This window comes from Amycolatopsis sp. NPDC024027, from assembly GCF_040638975.1.
Classification (GTDB): domain Bacteria; phylum Actinomycetota; class Actinomycetes; order Mycobacteriales; family Pseudonocardiaceae; genus Amycolatopsis.
In genome coordinates this window covers 80,353-99,251 of the sequence record NZ_JBEZYY010000028.1, presented here as the reverse complement: position 1 = coordinate 99,251, position 18,899 = coordinate 80,353, and the positions used below count along the sequence as shown (strand labels likewise).

The 18,899-nt window shown below is 68.1% G+C and carries 19 protein-coding genes and 2 pseudogenes; 6 read left to right on the top strand and 15 right to left on the bottom strand.

All coding sequences use genetic code 11. The features are described from left to right. Window positions 1-408: 408 nt before the first annotated feature. A pseudogene (locus tag AB0F52_RS44220) lies at window positions 409-1,211 on the top strand (IS5 family transposase). A 1,448-nt stretch (window positions 1,212-2,659) separates the two neighbouring features. Here AB0F52_RS44220 and AB0F52_RS44215 read toward each other — a convergent pair. The 5 genes and pseudogenes from AB0F52_RS44215 to AB0F52_RS44195 form a co-directional block, all read right to left on the bottom strand. Next, on the bottom strand, window positions 2,660-3,469 hold the full coding sequence (locus tag AB0F52_RS44215; RefSeq protein ID WP_360184197.1) for a hypothetical protein: 810 nt from the start codon (window positions 3,467-3,469) through the stop codon (window positions 2,660-2,662). Between the two features lie 543 nt (window positions 3,470-4,012). Then, window positions 4,013-4,546, bottom strand: a complete 534-nt coding sequence (locus AB0F52_RS44210) for a transposase (RefSeq protein ID WP_360184241.1) — start codon at window positions 4,544-4,546, stop codon at window positions 4,013-4,015. After that, window positions 4,458-4,891 (bottom strand): annotated as a pseudogene (locus tag AB0F52_RS44205) (IS5 family transposase). Before AB0F52_RS44205 ends, AB0F52_RS44210 begins: the two are co-directional and overlap by 89 nt. A gap of 107 nt (window positions 4,892-4,998) precedes the next feature. Then, entirely contained in the window at window positions 4,999-5,178 is a 180-nt protein-coding gene (locus AB0F52_RS44200) for a hypothetical protein (protein ID WP_360184194.1), read from the bottom strand. Window positions 5,179-5,308: 130 nt separating this feature from the next. After that, window positions 5,309-5,635: a hypothetical protein gene (locus AB0F52_RS44195; protein ID WP_360184191.1), complete on the bottom strand. Its 327-nt coding sequence runs from the start codon at window positions 5,633-5,635 to the stop codon at window positions 5,309-5,311. A gap of 130 nt (window positions 5,636-5,765) precedes the next feature. Here AB0F52_RS44195 and AB0F52_RS44190 point away from each other — a divergent pair, with 130 nt between their 5' ends. Continuing rightward, entirely contained in the window at window positions 5,766-6,353 is a 588-nt protein-coding gene (locus AB0F52_RS44190; protein ID WP_360184188.1) for a hypothetical protein, read from the top strand. On the opposite strand, the gene AB0F52_RS44185 is transcribed toward AB0F52_RS44190, so the two are convergent. From AB0F52_RS44185 to AB0F52_RS44165, 5 genes are all read right to left on the bottom strand, one after another. Continuing rightward, window positions 6,343-6,579 carry a carboxymuconolactone decarboxylase family protein gene (locus AB0F52_RS44185; RefSeq protein ID WP_360184238.1) on the bottom strand — a complete coding sequence of 79 codons (237 nt, stop codon included), beginning with the start codon at window positions 6,577-6,579 and terminating at the stop codon, window positions 6,343-6,345. The genes AB0F52_RS44190 and AB0F52_RS44185 overlap by 11 nt on opposite strands. Before the next feature lie 172 nt (window positions 6,580-6,751). Next, window positions 6,752-7,261, bottom strand: a complete 510-nt coding sequence (locus AB0F52_RS44180; RefSeq protein WP_360184186.1) for a hypothetical protein — start codon at window positions 7,259-7,261, stop codon at window positions 6,752-6,754. Continuing rightward, window positions 7,213-8,229: an MFS transporter gene (locus AB0F52_RS44175; RefSeq protein ID WP_360184184.1), complete on the bottom strand. Its 1,017-nt coding sequence runs from the start codon at window positions 8,227-8,229 to the stop codon at window positions 7,213-7,215. Before AB0F52_RS44175 ends, AB0F52_RS44180 begins: the two co-directional genes overlap by 49 nt. A gap of 9 nt (window positions 8,230-8,238) precedes the next feature. Then, the gene (locus AB0F52_RS44170; protein WP_360184182.1) at window positions 8,239-9,042 is read right to left on the bottom strand and encodes a serine hydrolase domain-containing protein; all 804 of its coding nucleotides are present in this window, start codon (window positions 9,040-9,042) and stop codon (window positions 8,239-8,241) included. Further along, complete coding sequence (locus AB0F52_RS44165; RefSeq protein ID WP_360184179.1) at window positions 8,996-9,352, bottom strand: serine hydrolase domain-containing protein; 357 nt, start codon at window positions 9,350-9,352, stop codon at window positions 8,996-8,998. The genes AB0F52_RS44170 and AB0F52_RS44165 overlap by 47 nt, the downstream gene beginning before the upstream one ends. Window position 9,353: 1 nt before the next feature. On the opposite strand from AB0F52_RS44165, the gene AB0F52_RS44160 reads away from it, so the two are divergent. Then, window positions 9,354-10,163 carry a sigma-70 family RNA polymerase sigma factor gene (locus AB0F52_RS44160; protein ID WP_360184176.1) on the top strand — a complete coding sequence of 270 codons (810 nt, stop codon included), beginning with the start codon at window positions 9,354-9,356 and terminating at the stop codon, window positions 10,161-10,163. A 352-nt stretch (window positions 10,164-10,515) separates the two neighbouring features. Here AB0F52_RS44160 and AB0F52_RS44155 read toward each other — a convergent pair whose 3' ends face one another. Next, window positions 10,516-10,851, bottom strand: coding sequence for a hypothetical protein (locus AB0F52_RS44155; protein WP_360184175.1), 336 nt, complete (start codon window positions 10,849-10,851; stop codon window positions 10,516-10,518). 44 nt (window positions 10,852-10,895) lie between these two features. On the opposite strand from AB0F52_RS44155, the gene AB0F52_RS44150 reads away from it, so the two are divergent. The 3 genes from AB0F52_RS44150 (at window position 10,896) to AB0F52_RS44140 (ending at window position 12,313) form a co-directional block, all read left to right on the top strand. Next, window positions 10,896-11,207: a hypothetical protein gene (locus AB0F52_RS44150; RefSeq protein WP_360184172.1), complete on the top strand. Its 312-nt coding sequence runs from the start codon at window positions 10,896-10,898 to the stop codon at window positions 11,205-11,207. A gap of 34 nt (window positions 11,208-11,241) precedes the next feature. After that, window positions 11,242-11,736, top strand: a complete 495-nt coding sequence (locus AB0F52_RS44145) for a hypothetical protein (RefSeq protein ID WP_360184171.1) — start codon at window positions 11,242-11,244, stop codon at window positions 11,734-11,736. Between the two features lie 139 nt (window positions 11,737-11,875). Further along, window positions 11,876-12,313, top strand: coding sequence for a hypothetical protein (locus tag AB0F52_RS44140; protein ID WP_360184167.1), 438 nt, complete (start codon window positions 11,876-11,878; stop codon window positions 12,311-12,313). 229 nt (window positions 12,314-12,542) lie between these two features. Here AB0F52_RS44140 and AB0F52_RS44135 read toward each other — a convergent pair whose 3' ends face one another. The 4 genes from AB0F52_RS44135 to AB0F52_RS44120 form a co-directional block, all read right to left on the bottom strand. Next, window positions 12,543-12,965, bottom strand: a complete 423-nt coding sequence (locus AB0F52_RS44135; RefSeq protein ID WP_360184165.1) for a hypothetical protein — start codon at window positions 12,963-12,965, stop codon at window positions 12,543-12,545. Window positions 12,966-13,077: 112 nt separating this feature from the next. Further along, window positions 13,078-15,654: an RICIN domain-containing protein gene (locus AB0F52_RS44130; RefSeq protein WP_360184162.1), complete on the bottom strand. Its 2,577-nt coding sequence runs from the start codon at window positions 15,652-15,654 to the stop codon at window positions 13,078-13,080. A gap of 581 nt (window positions 15,655-16,235) precedes the next feature. Then, complete coding sequence (locus AB0F52_RS44125; RefSeq protein ID WP_360184160.1) at window positions 16,236-17,687, bottom strand: amino acid adenylation domain-containing protein; 1,452 nt, start codon at window positions 17,685-17,687, stop codon at window positions 16,236-16,238. Then, window positions 17,684-18,808: an acyl-CoA dehydrogenase family protein gene (locus AB0F52_RS44120; protein ID WP_360184157.1), complete on the bottom strand. Its 1,125-nt coding sequence runs from the start codon at window positions 18,806-18,808 to the stop codon at window positions 17,684-17,686. Before AB0F52_RS44120 ends, AB0F52_RS44125 begins: the two co-directional genes overlap by 4 nt. Between the last annotated feature and the right edge of the window lie 91 nt (window positions 18,809-18,899).

Sequence of the window (18,899 nt, the reverse complement as noted above, 5' to 3'; positions counted from 1 at the left end):
GTTCCATCCGCCGCATGGTTTCGGCGGCCGGTCCGCCGGTGATCTCGCCGTCCGGGCTCGACCACGGTCAAGCCGACCGGGATTGTCGAACTCCACCGCAGTCGATACAGCCTTCGCTAGGGCCGGCGATCTGTCGAGGGCCGACCTTGGTGCCGGCTGGCGTGTGCTGCCGACCAGGTCCTCGTCGAGCCACGTCGCCGACGGCCTCGAACCGGAGCCAAGCTGCCAATTCGCCCAGCGCGGCGTGGACGGTGAGCCCGTTGAGGTAGACCACAAACGGGTTGGCCGAGCTGGTTCCGTAGCCGTGCTGCCGATCGAGGGCCTGCTGGTCGGCGGACTTAGAGGTCAGTTCAGAATGATTCGGCGTGTCGGCTTCACTGGCGGGGCAGGGCCTCGCAAGATCGGCGTATGCGTGAGGAGGTTGTGACCGACGAGTTGTGGGCGCGGCTGGAGCCGCTGCTCCCGGTGCATCCGCGTCGTTTCCGCTATCCGGGGCGCAGGCGTGCCGATGATCGTGCTGCGTTGGAAGGCATCCTGTATGTGGTGCGCACCGGTATCGGGTGAAACCGGCTGCCGACAGCACTGTTCGGCGCTTCGGGAGCGACCTGCTGGCGGCGGCTGACCGAATGGCACGAAGCCGGCGTATGGCAGCAGCTGCACGAACTGCTGCTGGCGGAACTGCGTGCGGCCGGGTTGCTGGACTTGTCCGCGGCACTGGTCGACTCGACTCACTTGCGGACCCTCAAAGGGGGGACCACACCGGGCCCAGCCCGGTCGACCGCCGCAAGCTCGGCTCCAAGCACCACCTGATCACCGACGCCCACGGCACCCCACTCGCGATCACGCTGACCGGCGGGCAGCATAACGATGTCACCCAGCTGATCCCGCTCATCGACGCCATCCCAGCCATCCGCGGCACAGTCGGCAAACCCCGACGCAGGCCACAACGGCTTTACGCCGACCGAGGCTACGACCACGACAAATACCGCCGCCTGGTCCGCGCCCGTGGCATCACCCCGCTCATCGCCCGCCGCGGTGTTGAGCACGGCTCGGGTCTGGGCAAGGTTCGACGGCCGGTCGAGCGCACCTTTGCCTGGCTCAAGGGCTTCCGCTGGCTGCGCATCCGCACCGAACGACGCGCCGACGTGCACCAGGCCATCCTCAGCCTGGCCTGCTCCGTCATCTGCCTCCGCAAACTCATTCTGAACTGACCTCTTAGCCCAGCCCGACCTCCGCCGGATCCAACTCGTCAGGCAAGGGCCGTCCGGCAGGACGAACACGACACGGCCACCGAGAGCCGCGGGCTCGGCGGTGTGGTCGGCCCCGGCGGTGATGTCGAGGTAGGGCATCCGCGAGTCGACCGCGACCTGGTTGGGCCGGTGACGGGGACCGTCGTGGTCGACGCACCCGATGATCAGGTCGACGTCATGAAGTTCCGGATGCGATTCGGCAACGGTGATCCCCGGCCGCTGCCCGACGTTGATGAGCGGGTCGATCGCGCGCATCCGGCGACGGACGACGAGCCGCTTCGGGCTGATACCGACCTGTCAGCGCCGTCGCCGCCAACTGCTCAACCAAGACGACCGCTGATAACGGATGTCCACCACCGCTGCACACACTCGGCCAGCGGCGTTACACGATTCACTCATTGAAACTAGGGAAACCGGGCTGTAGCCGCCGATCTTCAAACAAACTAACTAGGGGTAGTCGAGCTAGAGTTTTTTTATACTCATCCCCACCGTTTGGTCTAATCAACGAGGGCGGCTGACTCGATGTAGATGCACTCAGAGCAACACCCATGCTGGCTGTCCCGAGTGTCACAAGCAACCAGCACGCTTGCCAGATCGACAACCCGCCAGACACACCCGCCATCACCTGGGCGCCAGCTGAGGAAGCCATCAACGTCGCGCACACGAACGTTCGCGACGGCCGAATCCTCACAAAGATGAGTATCGCACGTCAGCGTGCCCGACATAGCTCCAGGACCGCCCTGCCGGTGCATGCCAGCCTCAAAGGTGAAGACCCGGCTCGGCAAGTCAGGAGGTAGCGGCGCACACCTCGCGAAGTTCCACCGCCGGGAAGACTGCTTTTGCCTCACGCTGCTGAGCCGACCGGGTGAGGCCAGCTGGTGAAACCAGGATCCCGTGACTCCCGCCGACGTCCTGACAACGGCGTGCAGTACGGCCAGCTCGGCGCCACCAACATGCACGCGCATTTCGGGGCGGCCCGCCCATCTGGCGATCCCCCGGCGACGGCAACCGGAAGCAACGACGCCAAGCCCGCCCCTCCGGAGCAGAACAGCAGCCCGCGACCTGCGTAAGTACACGTTTCGACTGGTCGAGCTATGTGTCGCACTTCCCTGACACGGAAGAGGTCACTGGTTCAATCCCAGTATCGCGCACCACATGCTTTCGCAGGTCAGAAGCCCTGTCCCTCCCCGGAGGGGCGGGGCTTCAGTCGTCAGATGGCGATGAAATGGCGATGGGCCCCGGGCCGGGTCCTAAGCGCCGGGACCGTAGGTGTGGGAACCAGGACACCTGGTTCGCCCGCTCCCCCGGATACAGCGACGCCAGCGACCGCAGCCAGCACTCCTCCAGGACATCCAGGATCTGGTTCACCATCGCCGGCGTCACGTGGTCGTAGACGCGGGCGATGCCCTTCATCTTCTGCCCCAGCCGCGCCCGCCGCGCAACCTCCGGATCCCGTCCTCGGTCAGCCAGGTTGCTGTGCGTGTGCCGCCCCTCGTGGAACGTGAACGTCGGCAGGATCGGCGGCCGCCGCTCCCCCGCCCCAGCGTCGTCCAGCTCGACGCCGTCCCACGCCGGCCGCCAGAACCGAATCCGGAAGTTCGACCGCCGCTACGGATGCCCTCCGGCGTACACAGCACGAACGGCTCCCGATGGCTGTCCATCAACTCCTCGCAAAGGACCGCGATCCCCGGCGGCGGCGCCGCGAACCGAGTCCCGGCAGGGGTTTTCGTCCGCCCGTTCTTCGGCCGGGAGTTCCCCCGCCGGGTCGGCGGCCGTTGGCGGCCATCCAGGTGATGGTCATCACTCTTCCGGCCTCCTTTGTAGACCTTCCCGCCAACCTCCTTCAGCGGTGTCCGGATCTCGATGCCACGGCGCTCGGAGTCATACTCGTGCCGCTGCTGCCCGACAAGTTCACCCCAACGGGCGCCGGTATAGAAATCCCTCAAGCACAGCACAAACCCCGACATCCCGAGACCCAGCTCGTAAAGCCGCATCGCGGCCCGCAACGCCTGTGCCGGAGTGGCCACCAACCGTTCGGTGTCGAACTCGCCTTTGGACACGCGGACGCCGTTGCACGGGTTGGCCGGGATCATCCGCGCCCGCACAGCAGCGTTGAGGATGGTCGAGAACAACGCAAAGTCCGACGACTCGGCATAATCCTCATGCAACTCCGAGAGCCACCGCTCGATCTCCACGTAGCCGTTGAAGATCGCGACCAACGGCCACGCCTTCCACTGCGGCAGCAGCTGGCTGTCGAGGAACGACCGATACTTCGCGACCTAATTCAGCTCCAGCCGCGGCGACACCGCCTCGAGCCACTCCTCCGCGAAGTCCTCGTCTGAGGACTAAAGACTTTTCGGTATCCGGACTACTGGATCACCGTCGTCGCTTACCCGTTTCCGAGTGCCTCGGAAGCCAACGGATGGTGTGACACCATGGGAATCGGGCCAAGCGACTGCCTTGCCGCGAGGCTGACCCATACCGCCGGTTCCCAAGGCAACACGGTCACCCGGAACCGATGAGCCGGCACGGCATTCCGGTTACGACGCTGAGCCTTGGTCCCGTCCTCGTCGACCGAAACGCGCCGTCAAGGCGGGACCAGTCCGGCTGCCGTGCCGACGCGGGCGTCACTTGGACGCGTCGCCTCCACTCTTGCGGTCCTTGGTCGCTTTCGATGCTAGGCGGTAGATTTCGCTGAGCCGGGGACGACGGGTCGTAACACGCGACTCGCCGGAACCGACTAGGCCGTGTCCTGCGGATCTTTATCGGAGATGGAGGACAATGCAGGCGAGGACGATCTCGGCTCGGTGGTAGGCGGCTCGCTTGGCGTATCGAGTTGCCAGGCCGCGGAATTGCTTGAGCCGGTTGAAGCATCGCTCGACGACGTTGCGAAGCTTATAGAGGTCCGGGTCAAAGGCGGGTGGTCTGCCACCCGCGCTGCCTTTGGCCTTGCGACGGGCGATTTGATCGGCGCATTCGGGGATGGTGGCCTTGATCTTCCGCTCCCGCAGCGCCCTTCGAGTACTCGGGTGGGTGTAAGCCTTATCGGCCAGCACCCGCCCGACCCGCACTCGCTGCCCATCCACCTCGAGTTCGCGGACTTCGTCCAGCAGCGGCAGCAGCTGCGGGTTGTCCCCGCCTGGCCCGGGGTGAGGACCACCGCCAAGGGCAGCCCCGCGGCGTCGACGGCCAGATGAAGCTTGGTTGTCAGTCCTCCCCGGTGAACGTCCGAGGCATTCCCCGTCGATCGCGAGGTCTTCGATCCAGTCTGCGCAGCCCCTTTTTTTTCCGGGCACCGGCCGCGTGCTGATGCGCCCGGACACTCGTGGAATCGACGCTAATCACGAACTCGACGTTGTCCTCCAGCATGCACAGGGAGTCGTCCTTGACGATCACGTGCTCCAGGATCCGGTCCCAGGTCCCGTCCGCGGTCCACTTCCGCAACCGCTCGTGCGCGGTCTTCCACGGCCCGTACCGCTCGGGCAGGTCACGCCACGGCGCACGGTCCGCTCGTGCCAGAGAATCGCGTTGATCACCTGCCGATGGCTACGCCACCGCCCGCCTCGCCGACCTGTCTGCGCAGGTAACAGCGGCGCGATCCGCGCCCACGCCTTATCCGTCAGCTCACCACGCCCGACCACGCTCTCGTACGATGACTGACTACAACGGTGGGGCGGTCGTCGCGTGTGCCGCGACTACCGCCCCACCGTCTGCCCGGAACCTTCACCCTCTCATCGGACGACCTCTCCTACCAGCGGCCGGCCACGATGTGCGGAGGCCACCAGTAGATCTCGGCGTACACACCGTGGTTGGCGGCGTTGCCCCAGTCATTGGCCCACTCCACGAGCAGGTTGCCCGCGGCGGTGCACAGCCAGCCCGGCAGCCTCAGCTGGCAGGCCCGGACGCCGGCCCACACTGCACCGTTCACGATGTCGGCGTACGAGGCGATGATCCAGAAGTGGTCACCGGTGATGCCGGTCGCGAGGTCGGTGCGTATCTCGCCGTCCTTGGCGGGTGCCGGTGCCGCGACGCCCGCTTCGGCCAGCGGTGACTCGCTGTCACCAGCGGTATTTCGCGTCAGCTGCCCGGGGGTTGCTGCCGACGATCGCGTACGCCCGCTTCATCACCATCGCCGTGACGTGGGGCTGCTGGTATCCGGCGTCGAGGTCGTTGTACTGGGCGACGTGGTCCAGCTCGTGTCGTTCGCCGGCTGCCCGCCGAGCCGGAAACCCTGAAGATCGATCCGCTCCTCCAGCGTGTCGACGACCAGGCGCGGCCAGTTGATGACGACCTGGGCGGACCCGCTCATCCAGGGTGTCCACCAGCTCGGGGTGCATGTACGAGAGCTTCTGCGCGCTCTCGTAGTAGTCGAGCAGGTTCTGCACCTCCGGCAGCTCGTTGTTATGCCAGTGCACCAGACGGTTAATCCGCTACTTGTCGATCTTGTTGGGAATGTCGCCAATAGCCACGGCTACCTCCCGTCGCCACCCTGCGCCTGTCGATACGCCCGATCAGGTGACTGACCACGCGGACCGATATCTGGTAGAAAAAACCATGCAGATCGCGCTTATCAGCGCCTTAACAGCAGCTGTGATCACTTTATTCATTGAGTTCACGGCAAAGCCGCGCCTTGAGGTGCGCAAAGATCGAATTCTTGAATTCGCAAATCTTCACCGTGACACGGGGGCATTGCTTGCAGGCCTCGACGTCAAGCTAACCCTGCTGGAGAAAAAGCTTGAAGCGGACGTTCCCCTGGAATGCCTGCGCGGGGATGTCTTTGAAGTAGATAAACTAATCATGCAAATTAGCGATAATATCACAAAGCTGACTCCTGGAGTTACTGAACGCCCCCTTGTTGAAGGGGAACCAACGGGGCGCATCGCCCGAATAGTCGTAGAGTCGTCAAGGTTGACGACGCTCGTCGACATGGGACTTGCAGACGGTGGTGAACAAAAGTATCTACTGGTAGGCGTTAAGAATATTGCCACCGAGATTGAGAGGATGATCACGCTCATTCGCACTAATCCTAGGCAGTTTAATCGATATCGAAAATGCTCACTGAAACGCCATCAAAAGGATGGGTGTTCGATTCTCAACGAATGAACAACGCCTGGGCGTACAGCTCGTCGGACACACGTTCGCCGTGGGGATTGGGGGTGAGGACGGCCTCCACGAGTGCCAGCGCGACCCGTTCGGCTTCGGTGAAGCAGGTTGCGTCCCGCCAGGAAGCCACGGCGGTGACGCGCTCGTCGGTTTCCCCGGCCTTGCGGAGGTTGCCGGTGTGCAGGACGGTCAGGTAGGTGTTCCCGACGATCTGACCGGCGCGCAGCTGCAGCAGGCTGATGGTGGTCCGCGGGATCGAGCCGTTCCCGGTGACTTTGAACAGGCCGCGCCGACCTCTGCCAGTTCGGGGACGAGCTTGGCGGGGTCGGGAAGTCGCGACTGGTGGCCGGTCGTGGGCGTGGTCATGGTGCTGGTGTCCTTTCCGGACTTTGCGGTGTTCACTGCTCTGACGGATGGCGGGTCGTGGAGGTAACCGGTTCCGGCGACCGGTTCGCGGGGCTGTCCGGGTTCGCCGGACGGCTCGGGCGTGGCCGCATGAGGAGCGGGGCGGCGATCATGGCGGTCAGGTAGAACGCGCTCGCGCCGAGCAGGCCGGTGGTGTCGCCGTTGGTGAGAGCGTCCCGGGTGGGTGTGGCTCCCGGCCGCGCGGCGGTGGCGGTGGCGACGCTCGCCAGGATCGCCAGTCCCAGTGCGCCACCGATCTGCTGGCTGGTGTTGACGAGTCCGGAAGCGACGCCGGTGTCCTCCGCGGCGACGCCCTGTACACCGCCGACTGTCGCGGCGACGATGCCGATGCCCAGGCCGATCCCGCCGACCAGCTGAGCGGGCAGCAGGACGGCCAGTGGGTTCTGGTCCGGGGTGAGGAGGCTGAACCAGCCCATCGCCACGGCGGCCACGATCAGGCCGGCCGCCAGGGTGTTCCGGGCGGGGTGCGTGCCTGTAACCAAGGGCCGGCCACACCGGAGCCGAGGCCGATGCCGATCGCGAACGGCAGGTAGGCCAGTCCGGTGAGGACGGGCGGGTAGTGCTCGATCGACTGCATGTAAAGGGTGAGGAAGGAGAACGTGGCCAGCTGACCGGCGCCCATGAGCAGCATGACCAGGTTGGCGCCGAGCCTGGTTCGATCGGCCAGCACCGCGGCCGGGAGGATCGGCGTGCGGGCGCGGCGCTGGAAGGCCACGAACGCGAGTGCCGGTACCACGGCGGCCGTGCCGGACACGAGGGCCGGCCCGTCGGCGAGGCCGTCGGACCCGGCCCGGTTGATCGCGTAGACCAGTGAGCCGAGTGCGAGGGTCGCGGTGATGGCGCCCGGCAGTTCGATGCCGCCGCGCCTGCGGGTTCCGGGGCCGAGCACGAACGTGCCGGCGAGCAGCAGGAGTACGAAGGGGATGTTGACGAACATGATCCACCGCCAGCCCAGGTACTCGGTGAGGGTGCCGCCGAGCAGCAGGCCGACCACGGCGCCGAGGCCGCCCATCGCGCCGTACACGCCCAGCGCCTGGTTGCGTCGCGGCCCGGCGGGGAAGGTGTCGGCGAGCAGGGCCAGCGCGGCGGGGGCGATGATCGCGCCGCCAACGCCCTGCAGCACGCGCGCGGCGATCAGCATGCCACCGTTCTGGGCCACGCCGCCCAGCACGGAGGCCAGCAGGAACACCACCAGTCCCACCCGGAACAACCTGCGGCGGCCGAACACGTCGCCGGCTCGGCCGCCGGCCGGCAGCAGCCCGCCGAACGCCAGCGCGTAGGCGGTCAGGACCCAGTTCAGGTCGGCTTCGGCGATGTTCAGCCCCGTCGCGATGGCGGGCAGCCCGACGGTGACGATGGTGCCGTCCATCACGATCAGCAGCTGCGCGGCGGCGATCACCGGCAACGCCAGGCCAACGCGGGAGGAACGGGCCTCGGTCTGCGAAGTCATGCCGGCTCTTCAGGAGGCCGTGGCCGCGCGGTGGACCGCGGCGGCCAGCCGGTCGTGTTCGGGATACGACCAGTCGAAGGAGAAGCGGCGCCGGGTGTAGCCGAAGGCGATGCCGCTCAGCGGGTCGGCGAACGCTTCCGAGCCCGCGGACCCGTTGTGGCCGAAGGCGTTCGCGCTCAGGAACGGGTAGCGCGCACCCTTGGCCTGGAACCCCAGGGCGTACTGGCCCGCCTCACCGGTGACCAGGTCGCGACCGGTGGAGTGCAGCATGGCGAACTCGCCGAGGGTGCCGGGGGCGAGCAGCGAGGCCCGTCCGTCCAGGCCGAAGGCCAGGGCGGCGTACATCCCGGCCAGCCCCCGGGCGTTGCCCACCCCGCCGGCCGAGGCCTGGCCGAGCGCGCGTACCCGCCGGGTGTTGAGGAACGCCACCTGGTCGAGGGGCGGGGCGGAGTTGAGGCCGTAACCGATCCCGGTGAGGCTGTGCGGTCCCGGGACGTTCGCCCAGAACGCCGCGAGCTGGTCCGGGTCGGCCGGCCCTGGCAGCACCTCCCGGTACCGGCCCTCCAACGTCTCCGGCAGCCCCAGGTACAGGTCCAGCCCGTAAGGCGCACGCACCCGCTGTTCGAAGTGCTCCCCCAGCGACCGGCCCGTGGCCCTGCGCACCACCTCGCCCACCATCGCGAACGTCACGAACCCGCCATAGCCGTAGGCCGAACCCGGCCGCCAGTACGGCCGCTGCCCGGCCAGCCGCCCCGCGATCACCTGGTCATCGGCGAGTTCGGCGGCGCTGAACCCGCCGTCGACCCCGATCACCCCCGAACGGTGGGTGAGCAGATCCCGCACGGTGATCCGGTCCTTGCCCCGCCGCCGCGAACTCCGGCCAGTAGCCGGCGACCGGACGGTCCAGCTCCAGCACTCCGTCCTGCACCAGCAGGGCCACCACCAGGGTCGCGGCACCCTTGGTCGAGGAGTAGACCCCGGTCAGGGTGTCACCGGTCACTTCGTCGCCTGTCCACAGGTCGACCACCAGGCGGCCGTGCGCATACACCGCCAGCTGCGCGCCGGCCTCCTCGGCGACCGCGGCCGCGAATTCCTCGCGCACCCCCTCGAAACCGCTGGTCACCGTGCCGCTGGGCTCCCTGACCGAGGCCGACGACGCCATCCAAGAAGCGTGGCTCAAGCTTGCGCGCGCCGGATCCGGGGAGGTCGACAACCTCGGGGGCTGGCTCACCACGGTCGTCGGCCGGGTCTGCCTGGACATGTTGCGTTCACGCCGGCTGCGCCGCGAGGACCCTCTGGAAGCCCGCCTGCCGGACCCGATCGTCGACAGCGACGACCGCACCGACCCCGAACACCAGGCCCTGATCGGCGACTCGGTGGGACTGGCTCTGCTGCTGGTGCTGGAATCGCTGAATCCGGCCGAGCGGCTGGCCTTCGTCCTGCACGACATGTTCGGCATGCCGTTCGAGGAGATCGCCCCGATCATGGACCGCACACCGGTCGCGGCCAGGAAACTCGCCAGCCGCGCCCGCAGGCGCGTCCAGGGCGCGGCCGCGGTCCCCGACCCCGACCCGGCGACCCAGCGCCGGGTCGTCGACGCCTTCCTGACCGCCGCCCGCGGCGGCGACCTCACTGCCCTGCTGGCCATCCTTGCCCCCGGCGTCACGCTGCGCGCGGACGGCGGAAAGGCGTTCCCCGGCGGCATGCGAATCCTGTCCGGCGCCGAAACCGTGGCCGGACAGCTCGCCACGTTCCACCGCATGGCCACCATCTCGACCACCCGCCCCGCCCTCGTCAACGGCACGGCCGGGCTGGTCAACACTGTCGGAGACGAGCTCGTCTCGATCATGAGCTTCACCATCGCCCACGAGAAGATCGTCGCGATCGACATCCTTTCCGACCCCGACCGGCTGGCCGCCTACCGGCGGAACTGACGCGTTCCCCGCGCTTTCCACCTGCCTTCATCTGGCGATCACCCGGCGACGGCAACCTGAAACGGGCACGACCCTCATCAATCATGTGATTGTCCAGGTCCCATGATCGTGTGAAAGAGCCGTGCCGTTGCACAATCGTGCCTGATCCCCGTCGTACGTGATCGCCTGGCCCCGGTCATCGACTCCAGTACCGGCTGATCCGCAAACGCGATCGATCGCGGACCTGCCACGTCATCGAGGTCCGGGGCAACAACACCCGAATCCACCCTGCGTTCGCCTGGATCAATACCGCTGCCCCTCGAACGGACGCGCACCCTCCGGCGCGCTCGGCCAGACAGGGGCAGGGAGGCGGTCAGGTAAGCAGGGGATGGCGGACTTCGGCGAGGATGGGTGAAATGAGTTCGCTGCCAAGGCTTCTGGCGGCGCGGGATGGTGCACGGTCGGCGCCCAAAGCTCGTCGCCTGGCGCGTTCACGAACGTAATTCATGCACAGTTCGTTTTCCACACGAATTTGAGGAGATTTATCACGTTTCGACGTCACGAGCCGATATTCGTAACGGAAAACGTCGCGAGGTCGACGTATGGGGGTACGAAGAAAAAGGTTCAAACGCTTGGCTGCGGCTGAGACGATGAGCGCATCGAACAGCTCCGAGAAAATCGATCTGAGCCCGCAGTGCTCGATCCCCACGATGGCGCCACAACGCCGGAAATCCAGCCCTGAAGGGCATGCACATGCGTACCTTCCGTCAAACCGGCGTCATTGTCCTGATGGCCATCACGTTTTCCGTCACTGGTGTAGCGGTGGCCACCGGGTACGACGTGGTCGTGGTGACCGCGACGGTCGACGGCAAGGCCGGCTACTGGGAACCCGGCCGATCCGCCACGCCAGAACCAGAACCGACACCGGCGATCGAAACAACGACGCCGTCCGCCACGCCGTCGGCGGAGCCGGTCATCCCTGCCACGACAGCCACGCCGACGAGCAGCACACCCACCGAGGGGACGGCCAGTCCCAGCGAACCGGCACCAACGACCGAACCCTGATAACCGAGCGCCAGTCAATCCAAGGAGAAGTTCCATGCGTATCAACAACAAGGCCAAGTCCGCCCTCATCGTCGCCACGGTCGGCGCACTGGTGGGAGTCGGTGGTTTCGCGGTCGCCGCGTTCGTCCAGGACAGCACCACCGGCGGGGTGTCCGGCTCCGCCGAGGCGATGACCCCCGCCACCGTGACCGGTGCGCAGGTCGGCACGCTGCTGCCCGGCGAGAAGGGCTACGTCACGTTGACCCTGTCCAACCCGAACGCCAACGTGAAGATCAGATTGGTGTCCGTGGCCCCCGGTGATGTCGTGATCGACACCGTCGGGAACGTCGCCGACAAACCGTACTGCCAGGGCCAGCTCGAACTGTCCGTGGCCGGCGCGGACCCGCTGCTGCCGACGCTCGCGGTGAGTGAGGCCAACTTCCCGTACAAGCTGACCGACGCCGTGAAACTGAAGGACGACACGGACATTCGCTGCCAGGCCATGACCTTCCACACGACCTGGACCGCCCAGTTCCAGGCCGTCCGCTAGGCACGACCGGCGGCAACCACGAGGCCGGCGACCTCGTGGTTGCCGCCCACCATCGGTAGATTTCAGAATGGAGAAACCCATGCGCAGTAAGGGGAAGGACAGTCCACTGCCGCTCATCCACGCCGCCGTAGGTGCCGTAGTGGCCGTCGGTGTCTTCTCGATCGCCGCGGTCGTCCAGCACGACATCGCGAACGGCGCGGCAGGCTCGCCCGAGTCCGTCATCCACGCCACGGTTCCCGGCACACAAATCGGCGTTCTGCTGCCGGGTGAAACCGCGTACGTCACCCTCACCCTGACGAACCCGCACGCCAACATGAAGACCGAAGTACAGCCCATCTCCGCCGGTGACATCGTCATCGACACTCTCGCGAACCCCGCCGACAAGCCTTACTGCCACGACCAGATCGAACTGTCCACCGTCGGCGCGGACCCCCACCTGCCCACCCTCGCGAAGCACGAGGCCAACCACCCGTACAAAATGATTGATGCCGTGAAGCTCAAAGCCGACACCGACGTACGCTGCCAGGGCATGACCTACCACACCACATGGTTCGTCCACTTCAAGGCCGTCCGCTAAACGTGGTGTTGTTGCCGGGTCTGCCCGCTGCTGGGCACGCCGCCATGCCAGAGTTTGCCCCAGGAATAAGGTCGACGCCGTGCGTTTGGTGATCAGCGACCGTGACCGCGGCTGTCCGCCGGAGCCGGACGGCCACGGGCTGGTCGGCAGCGGCAACACCTTCGGCGTGCCGGTGATGTTGCCCCTGTCTTCCAGTGCTGTTGGCACTTCATGCCAATGCTGCCGTTCGTCAGAGGCAGACGCCAATGCCGCCGGCCGCGCCATTGGCGCCATTGGCGCCGTTGATGCCGTTGACGAGGGCGATGACATCCGTGCCGCCACCGCCGGTGACGGTGCCGGAGCTACCGACCCCTCCGACGGCACCTGCACCACCCACACCGCCTACGCCACCAAGGAAAGCCTGCGCAAATTCGTCGCCGACGCCCGCCAGGCGGATTCCAGCGTGCAGTTCGTGTTCGGCACCCTGCTGCCCAACCAGCGCACGCAAAGCGATGCCGGGTACGCGGCCGCAGTGGCCGATTTCAACGGCCGGCTCCGGCGCACGGTCGACGAACTGTCCACAGACGGCCGCGAAGCCCTCGACGACGTCGGACCGGCCGACCGAACTCGTGTCGCGGGGTATCGGCCGGGATTGCCCGGGCGATCCGCTCAACGCCCCCGCCCGCTCGCCGCCCGGCGTGGCGAACCGCTGCGCCCGGCGACGTCGTCCTCACCGGCGCCGCCGTCACCCAGCGTGCTGGCCGGTGGACGTCCGCGGCGTTCGCTCACGCCGGTGTCAGTTGCCATTGCTGGTTGGGTCCGTTGTTGGCCGACCACTGGACGACTTGCGCGCCGTCGGTGGTGGCCTGGCCGTACACGTCGGCGACCAGGCCGCTGTCGTGGCCGGCGATCGAGTAGAACCCGTCACCGGCCGGGCGCAGGTACCACTGCTGGTTGGTGCCGCCGTTGGCGGTCCACTGCTGCAACTGCAGGCCCACGGTGGTGGCGGAGCCGTTGACGTCGAGGGCTTTGCCGCTGGCGGTGTAGCGCAGGGTGTACGCCCCGCCTTGGACGGTGCTGACGGTCCAGGTGGCGCTCCCGGTCTGCTGGATCGCCTTGGCGCCGTCGGCCGTGGAGTTGCCGGCGATGGCCAGCGGCTTGCCGCTGTTGCGGTTGACGATGCGGTAGGTGCCCGGCGCCGGACCGGTGCTCGAGCCACCCAGCGTGAAGTACTCGACTGCGTCGTTGAACACGGCCGTGCCGGCCTTGGCGGTCGACAGGACGAGGTACACCCGCGAGCCGGCGGCCGGGGTGGTGAACGACACGGGCTGGGTCACCCGTGAGCCCAGCGGAACCGAAAGGGTCGCGCCACCGGACGCGATCACCGCGCCGGCCGGGCTGTCGAGCCGGGCGCTCCAGGCGAAGTCCACGCCGGTGCCGGTCAGGTCGTCGTTGAAGACGGTGACGGCCCGGTTCACCGTGGTGCCGGCGGTGTAGCTCGGCACAGCCTGCGGCAGGGGGAAGGTGCCGCCCGCGTCCGAGACGCCGGACGCCGACCAGTACGGCAGGTCGAGCGCGGCGACCGGGTTGAACGCGGCCTGGACCCGCTGGAACTGCGGGTTGCTCCACGGGTCGGTCAGGTTGTCCGCGCCGTAGATCGGGTGGCCGCCCTCCTCGGGGGTGAAGTCCGTGGATCGCACGCCCGGGATGACGCCCGCCCAGGCCGACAGCAGCGTGTAGGGCCGCAGGTCGTTGGCGCCCTTGCCGCGTTTGGCGGCCGTTGCCGTGGCGAACCATTCGAAGCCCTGTTTGGTGTTGCACCTGGGCCAGATGTACTCGCCCTCACCGTCGGGCCGGCCGGTCACCGCCGGCACCCGCTCGCCGTACTGGCCGGTGCCGTCGAGGTAGTGCGCGAAGATCGCGAAGTTGGCTTGGTTCATGTTCGGGTACCGGCCGGGCGAGTCGGCGCCGGGCGCGGCGTCCACGCTGATCGGGCGGGTGCCGTCGGCGCCGTTCACCGCCGCGTAGAGGTCCTGCTCGAACTGCTCCGAATCGTTGCCGAAGCTCGGCTCGTTCGCCTGGCTCCAGCGGACGACCGCCGGGTGGTTGCGGTCCCGCAGCGTCAGTGCCCGGACGTGGTCGACCATGTTGTCGTGCCCGCCGGCGAAGTCTTCCGCACCGCCGCGGACCCCGCTCTCGTCGATGATCATCAGGCCCTGCTCGTCGGCGATGTCGAGCATGTAGGGGCTGGCCGGTTCCTGGTGGATCCGCACGACGTTGAAGTTCAGCCGCTGGTAGTTGTCGACCGCTTGGGGCCAGCCGCCGTTCCCGCCCGACGGCGGGAGGAACCCGGGCAGCGTGTCGTAGGCGTCGCCCTTCCCACCGCTGTTGATCCGGTCGTAGTCGGCGCCCTGGAGGTTGTCGCCGCGGTAGTTCACACGGACGCCGTTGAGTTCGAAGTACTCGCCGTTCTGCGTGCTTTCGCGGAACCCGAACCGGTAGGCGGCGTCGCTGGTGTGCCCGTCGTCGGCGGTCGCGTGCACCGAAAGCCGGTGCAGCTGGGCCCGGTACCCCGGGCGGTAGGGGACGTTCGGCCACCAGTACGAGGTCGGGCCGAGGTTCCACGCGATCGGACCGACGGTCGCCTTGGCCGTCGAGTGGGCCGGCACGCTGATCGTCCGGCTCGGCAGGGCCGGATAGGCGAACGAGCCGGCGGCGTCCGAGGCGAGCGTCCCGGTGAGGGTCACCGACCGGGCGACGGCGGAGGTGTTCGTCACGGACACGTCGTAGGCGAGGGACTGGTTCGCCACCGACGTGCGGACGAACGTGTCGCTGACGTACACCGCCGGGTACGTCCGCAGGAACGCCGACCGGAAGATGCCCTGCGGCACGGCCTCCGACCAGTCGGCGGCCACCGGAACCAGGTATTTGCCCGCGCTGTTCTTCAACGCGCCGCGGCCCTTCACCGCCACACTGATCGTGTGCGTGGTGCCGGGGGCGGCGTAGGAGGTGATGTCGAAGTTCGACGGGGTGAAGGCCGTGGTCCGGGTGGCGACCACCCGCCCGTCCACCGACAGCGTCGCCTGGTGGTTCACCGCACCGAACTCGATCCACACCGACTGCGGCTGACCCGAGTCCGGCACGGTCACGCTGCGCGAGTACACCGCCTCGTTCACGTCGGTGAAACCCTGCTTGTACCAGCCACCACCGGGCACGGTGATCGACGTCGCCGCCCGCCCCGCCGGGGTGAAGTTCCACGTCCCGGCCAGGTCGACCGACCCGATCGCGCCGTTGCCCTCGGAGACGCCGTCCACCCGCGACATCGACGTGGCGGGAACCGGCTCCGCGGTTCGCGGACCCACCGCCGTGGCCGGGCACGTTCCCGCAACCGCGATGAGAAGCGCCGTGAGCACCGACAGGAAGCCTCGGCGGTGCGGCGGCCGGGGGTGTCGACGCATGACACGAGCCCTTTCGTCGGAATCGGAGTCGCCATCACGAACCGAGCGGAGTTCGCAGCACCCGGGGAAAGGCACCCTGTCGGCGTAAGCAGAGATCAATGAAAGCACTCCGTCGTGCGCGACGTCAAGAAACGGGTTTTGTTTTCACCTTTGAAAATTTCATCGGGAGCGCCTGGAATTGAAAATTTCACCGGCCTGGGCGAGGCGACGCGTTTCTCTCGACTGGTGCCTGCATCGAAGTCGATTCCGGCAGGTCGGCTGCGGAGCCACGGCCGCGTTGGTCATCTGCGGGGTGAACCGGGACAGGTCACCCGCCGCCTCGGCGATCGCGTTCATCCGCGGCGCTTGCGGAGCTGTAAGCCGGCGACGGAGCCTCAGCGACTGCGGTGGAAGCCGAGCCAGGGCCGCGAGCACCGCGCGATCGGCCCGGCCCAGCCGCGGACGACCAGGACAACCTCAAACGCGCGGCCGCCGGCGCAGCCGGGTCACGTACCCGAGCCGGTGGCCAGTGCCTTGCGGTCGAGCTTGCCGTTCGCCGTGCGCGGCAGGCCGGCCAGGACGCGTACCCGGTCCACGATCATGTGGCGGGGCAGCAGTTGCGCACAGTGCCGCTTCGCGTCCAGCAGGCCGAACGCGCTGCCCTCCACAGCCACCACGTACGCCGTCAGCAAGGCGTCCATCCCGGTCCCCACGACAGCCACGGCCACCTGGCTCACCTCGGGGTGGGACTGGAGCGCGGCCTCCACATCGCCCAGTTCGATCCGGTTCCCCCGGATCTTCACCATGTTGTCCCGGCGCCCCACGTAGTGGTACTCGCCGTCGGCGCGCAGCACGACGCGGTCGCCAGTGCGGTACGGGCCGCTGTGCGGCTCGGCGCCGTGGTAGCCCAGCATGACGGTCGGCCCGTCGACCACCAGCTCGCCCTCCTCCCCCGGTGCGGCCGTGGATCCGTCGTCGCGGACGGCCCACACCCGGTCGCCCGAGCAGGCGTGCCCGATCGGCGCGGGCCGCGTCCAGCCGGGCGGGACGTCGGTCACCTCGTAGAACGTGCACACGTTCGTCTCGGTCGGCCCATACAGGTTCAGCAGCCGGATGTCGGGGAAGTGGGCCCGCAGCGCCCGCAGGTGGTCGACGGGGTACGGCTCGCCGGCGAACAGCACGGCACGCAGGTCCGGCAGGTCGGCGGTGTGCAGGCCGCCGTCGCGGGCCATCAGGATCAGCACCGATGGCACCGAGTACCAGACGGTGATCCGTCGCGCGGCGAGGAGTTCGACCAGCAGGCGCGGCGCGTACGCGGTCTCCTGCGGCACCAGGTGGACCGACGCGCCCGCCAGGAACGCGACGTACAGGTCCAGCACCGACAGGTCGAAGTGCAACGGCGCGTGGTTGGCGAACCGGTCCGCCGCCTGGGCCTTCAGCTCGTCCGCCGCCCAGTCCACGAACGCCAGCGCGTTGCGGTGGGAGATCCGGACACCTTTCGGGACGCCGGTGGACCCCGAGGTGTAGAGGATGTACGCCAGGTCGTCCGGCGCCCGCCGCACGTCCGGCGGCGCCGCCACGGGCTCGCCGCCAAGGGCCACGCACAGCGTGGTGAACTCCTCGCCCAACGCCGCCACGCCCTCCGGCGTGGTGATCACCACCCGGGGCGCACAGTCGCGGATCACCCGCAGGGCCCGCTCCACCGGGCTCAGCGGGTCGACCGGAACGTAGGCCGCACCGACCCGCAGCGCCGCCTGCATCGCGACGACCGCCACCGTCGACTTGGGCAACCACAAGGCTACCCGGTCCCCCGCCTGGAAGCCCATTGTGGACAGTTGGTGCGCGAGCCGGTCCGCCTCGGTGTTCAGTTCGGCGTAGGTCAGCGTGCCGTCGCCCGCGCTGACCGCGATCGCGTCGCTCGACCCGTGCGCCCGGACCAGGTCCTGCAGAAGTCTCACAGCCCCAGCTCCTTGGCCATCTGCTCCAGCTGCATCTCGGAGGTGCCGGAGAACGTGGTGGCGGCCATGGCGTCCAGCAGTTCGTGCGACACCCCGGTGTCGGTGCGCACGCCGGTTCCGCCGAGCACCCGCATCGCGAACGCCGCCGTATCCACGGCCACTTCGCTGACCGCGAGCTTTGCGGCGGCCACAGCCAACGAGGCCCGCTCACCCATGTCCAGCCGCCAACACGCCTGCCACAGCAGCAGCCGGGCCGCTTCCAACCGGCCGCGCAGCCGCGCGATCCCGTGCGACACGGCCTGGTTCGTGCCGATCGCCCGGCCGAACTGGCGGCGCTCACGGGCGTGCGCGACACACCGCTCCAGCAGCCGGCCGGCCTGGCCCAGGTAGGCGGCGAACAGGCAGGTCCGCTCCCAGCGCATGGACGACTGGAAGATGGCCGCGCCCTGTCCCGGCACGCCCAGCACGTGGTGCGCGGGCACCCGGCACCCCGCCAGCCGGACCTCGCCGACCGGGCAGGTGGCCAGCACCGCCTTGGCGAACGGCTCGACGGTCAGCCCCGGCGTGTCCCGTTCCACGACGAAACCGGTCACTCCCAGGTGGCCGAAGTCCGGGTCGGTGGACGCGTAGACCACGAACACATCGGCCTCGGGAGCGTTGCTGACGAACGACTTCACTCCGTCCAGGACATAGTGGTCGCCGTCCGCGCGGGCGGTCGCGCGCAGCGCGGTGACGTCCGACCCCGCGTCCTGCTCGGTGATCGCGTTGGCGCCGACCCATTCTCCGGACGCCAGCAGCGGCACCATCCGCTTGCGCACCCGTTCGTCGCCGTGCTCCACGATCGGCATCGCGCAGGCGAACAGATGCGCCAGCGACGCGAACACCAGTCCCATGTCCGCGCACCCCAGCCCGAACGCCTCCATGGCGCGTGCGGTGTCGAGGAACCCGTGCCCGGTTCCGCCGAGATCGGCCGGCACGCTGTAGCCGAGCAGCCCGGCGTCGCCGCACCGCCGCCACTGCTGTCCGGTCAACGCCGCCGGCCGTTCGTCCGGCCAGGTCGCGGTCTCCGCGCGAACGCGGTCGAAGTCGGCCTGGGCGGCCGGGTGCCATCCGAAGTCCACGTGACGCAACAGTAGGCAGCGCGGGCCCGGTTGTCCTCCCCCGGAATACCGGCCCCGACCTGGCCGCACGGATAGGTCGGGGCTCCGCCGA

Excerpts from the sequence above, each read along its gene's own strand:
- AB0F52_RS44145 (WP_360184171.1), top strand. The coding sequence starts at position 11,242 with ATGCGTATCAACAACAAGGCCAAGTCCGCCCTCATCGTCGCCACGGTC.
- AB0F52_RS44150 (WP_360184172.1), top strand. The coding sequence starts at position 10,896 with ATGCGTACCTTCCGTCAAACCGGCGTCATTGTCCTGATGGCCATCACG.
- AB0F52_RS44175 (WP_360184184.1), bottom strand. The coding sequence starts at position 8,229 with ATGACTTCGCAGACCGAGGCCCGTTCCTCCCGCGTTGGCCTGGCGTTG.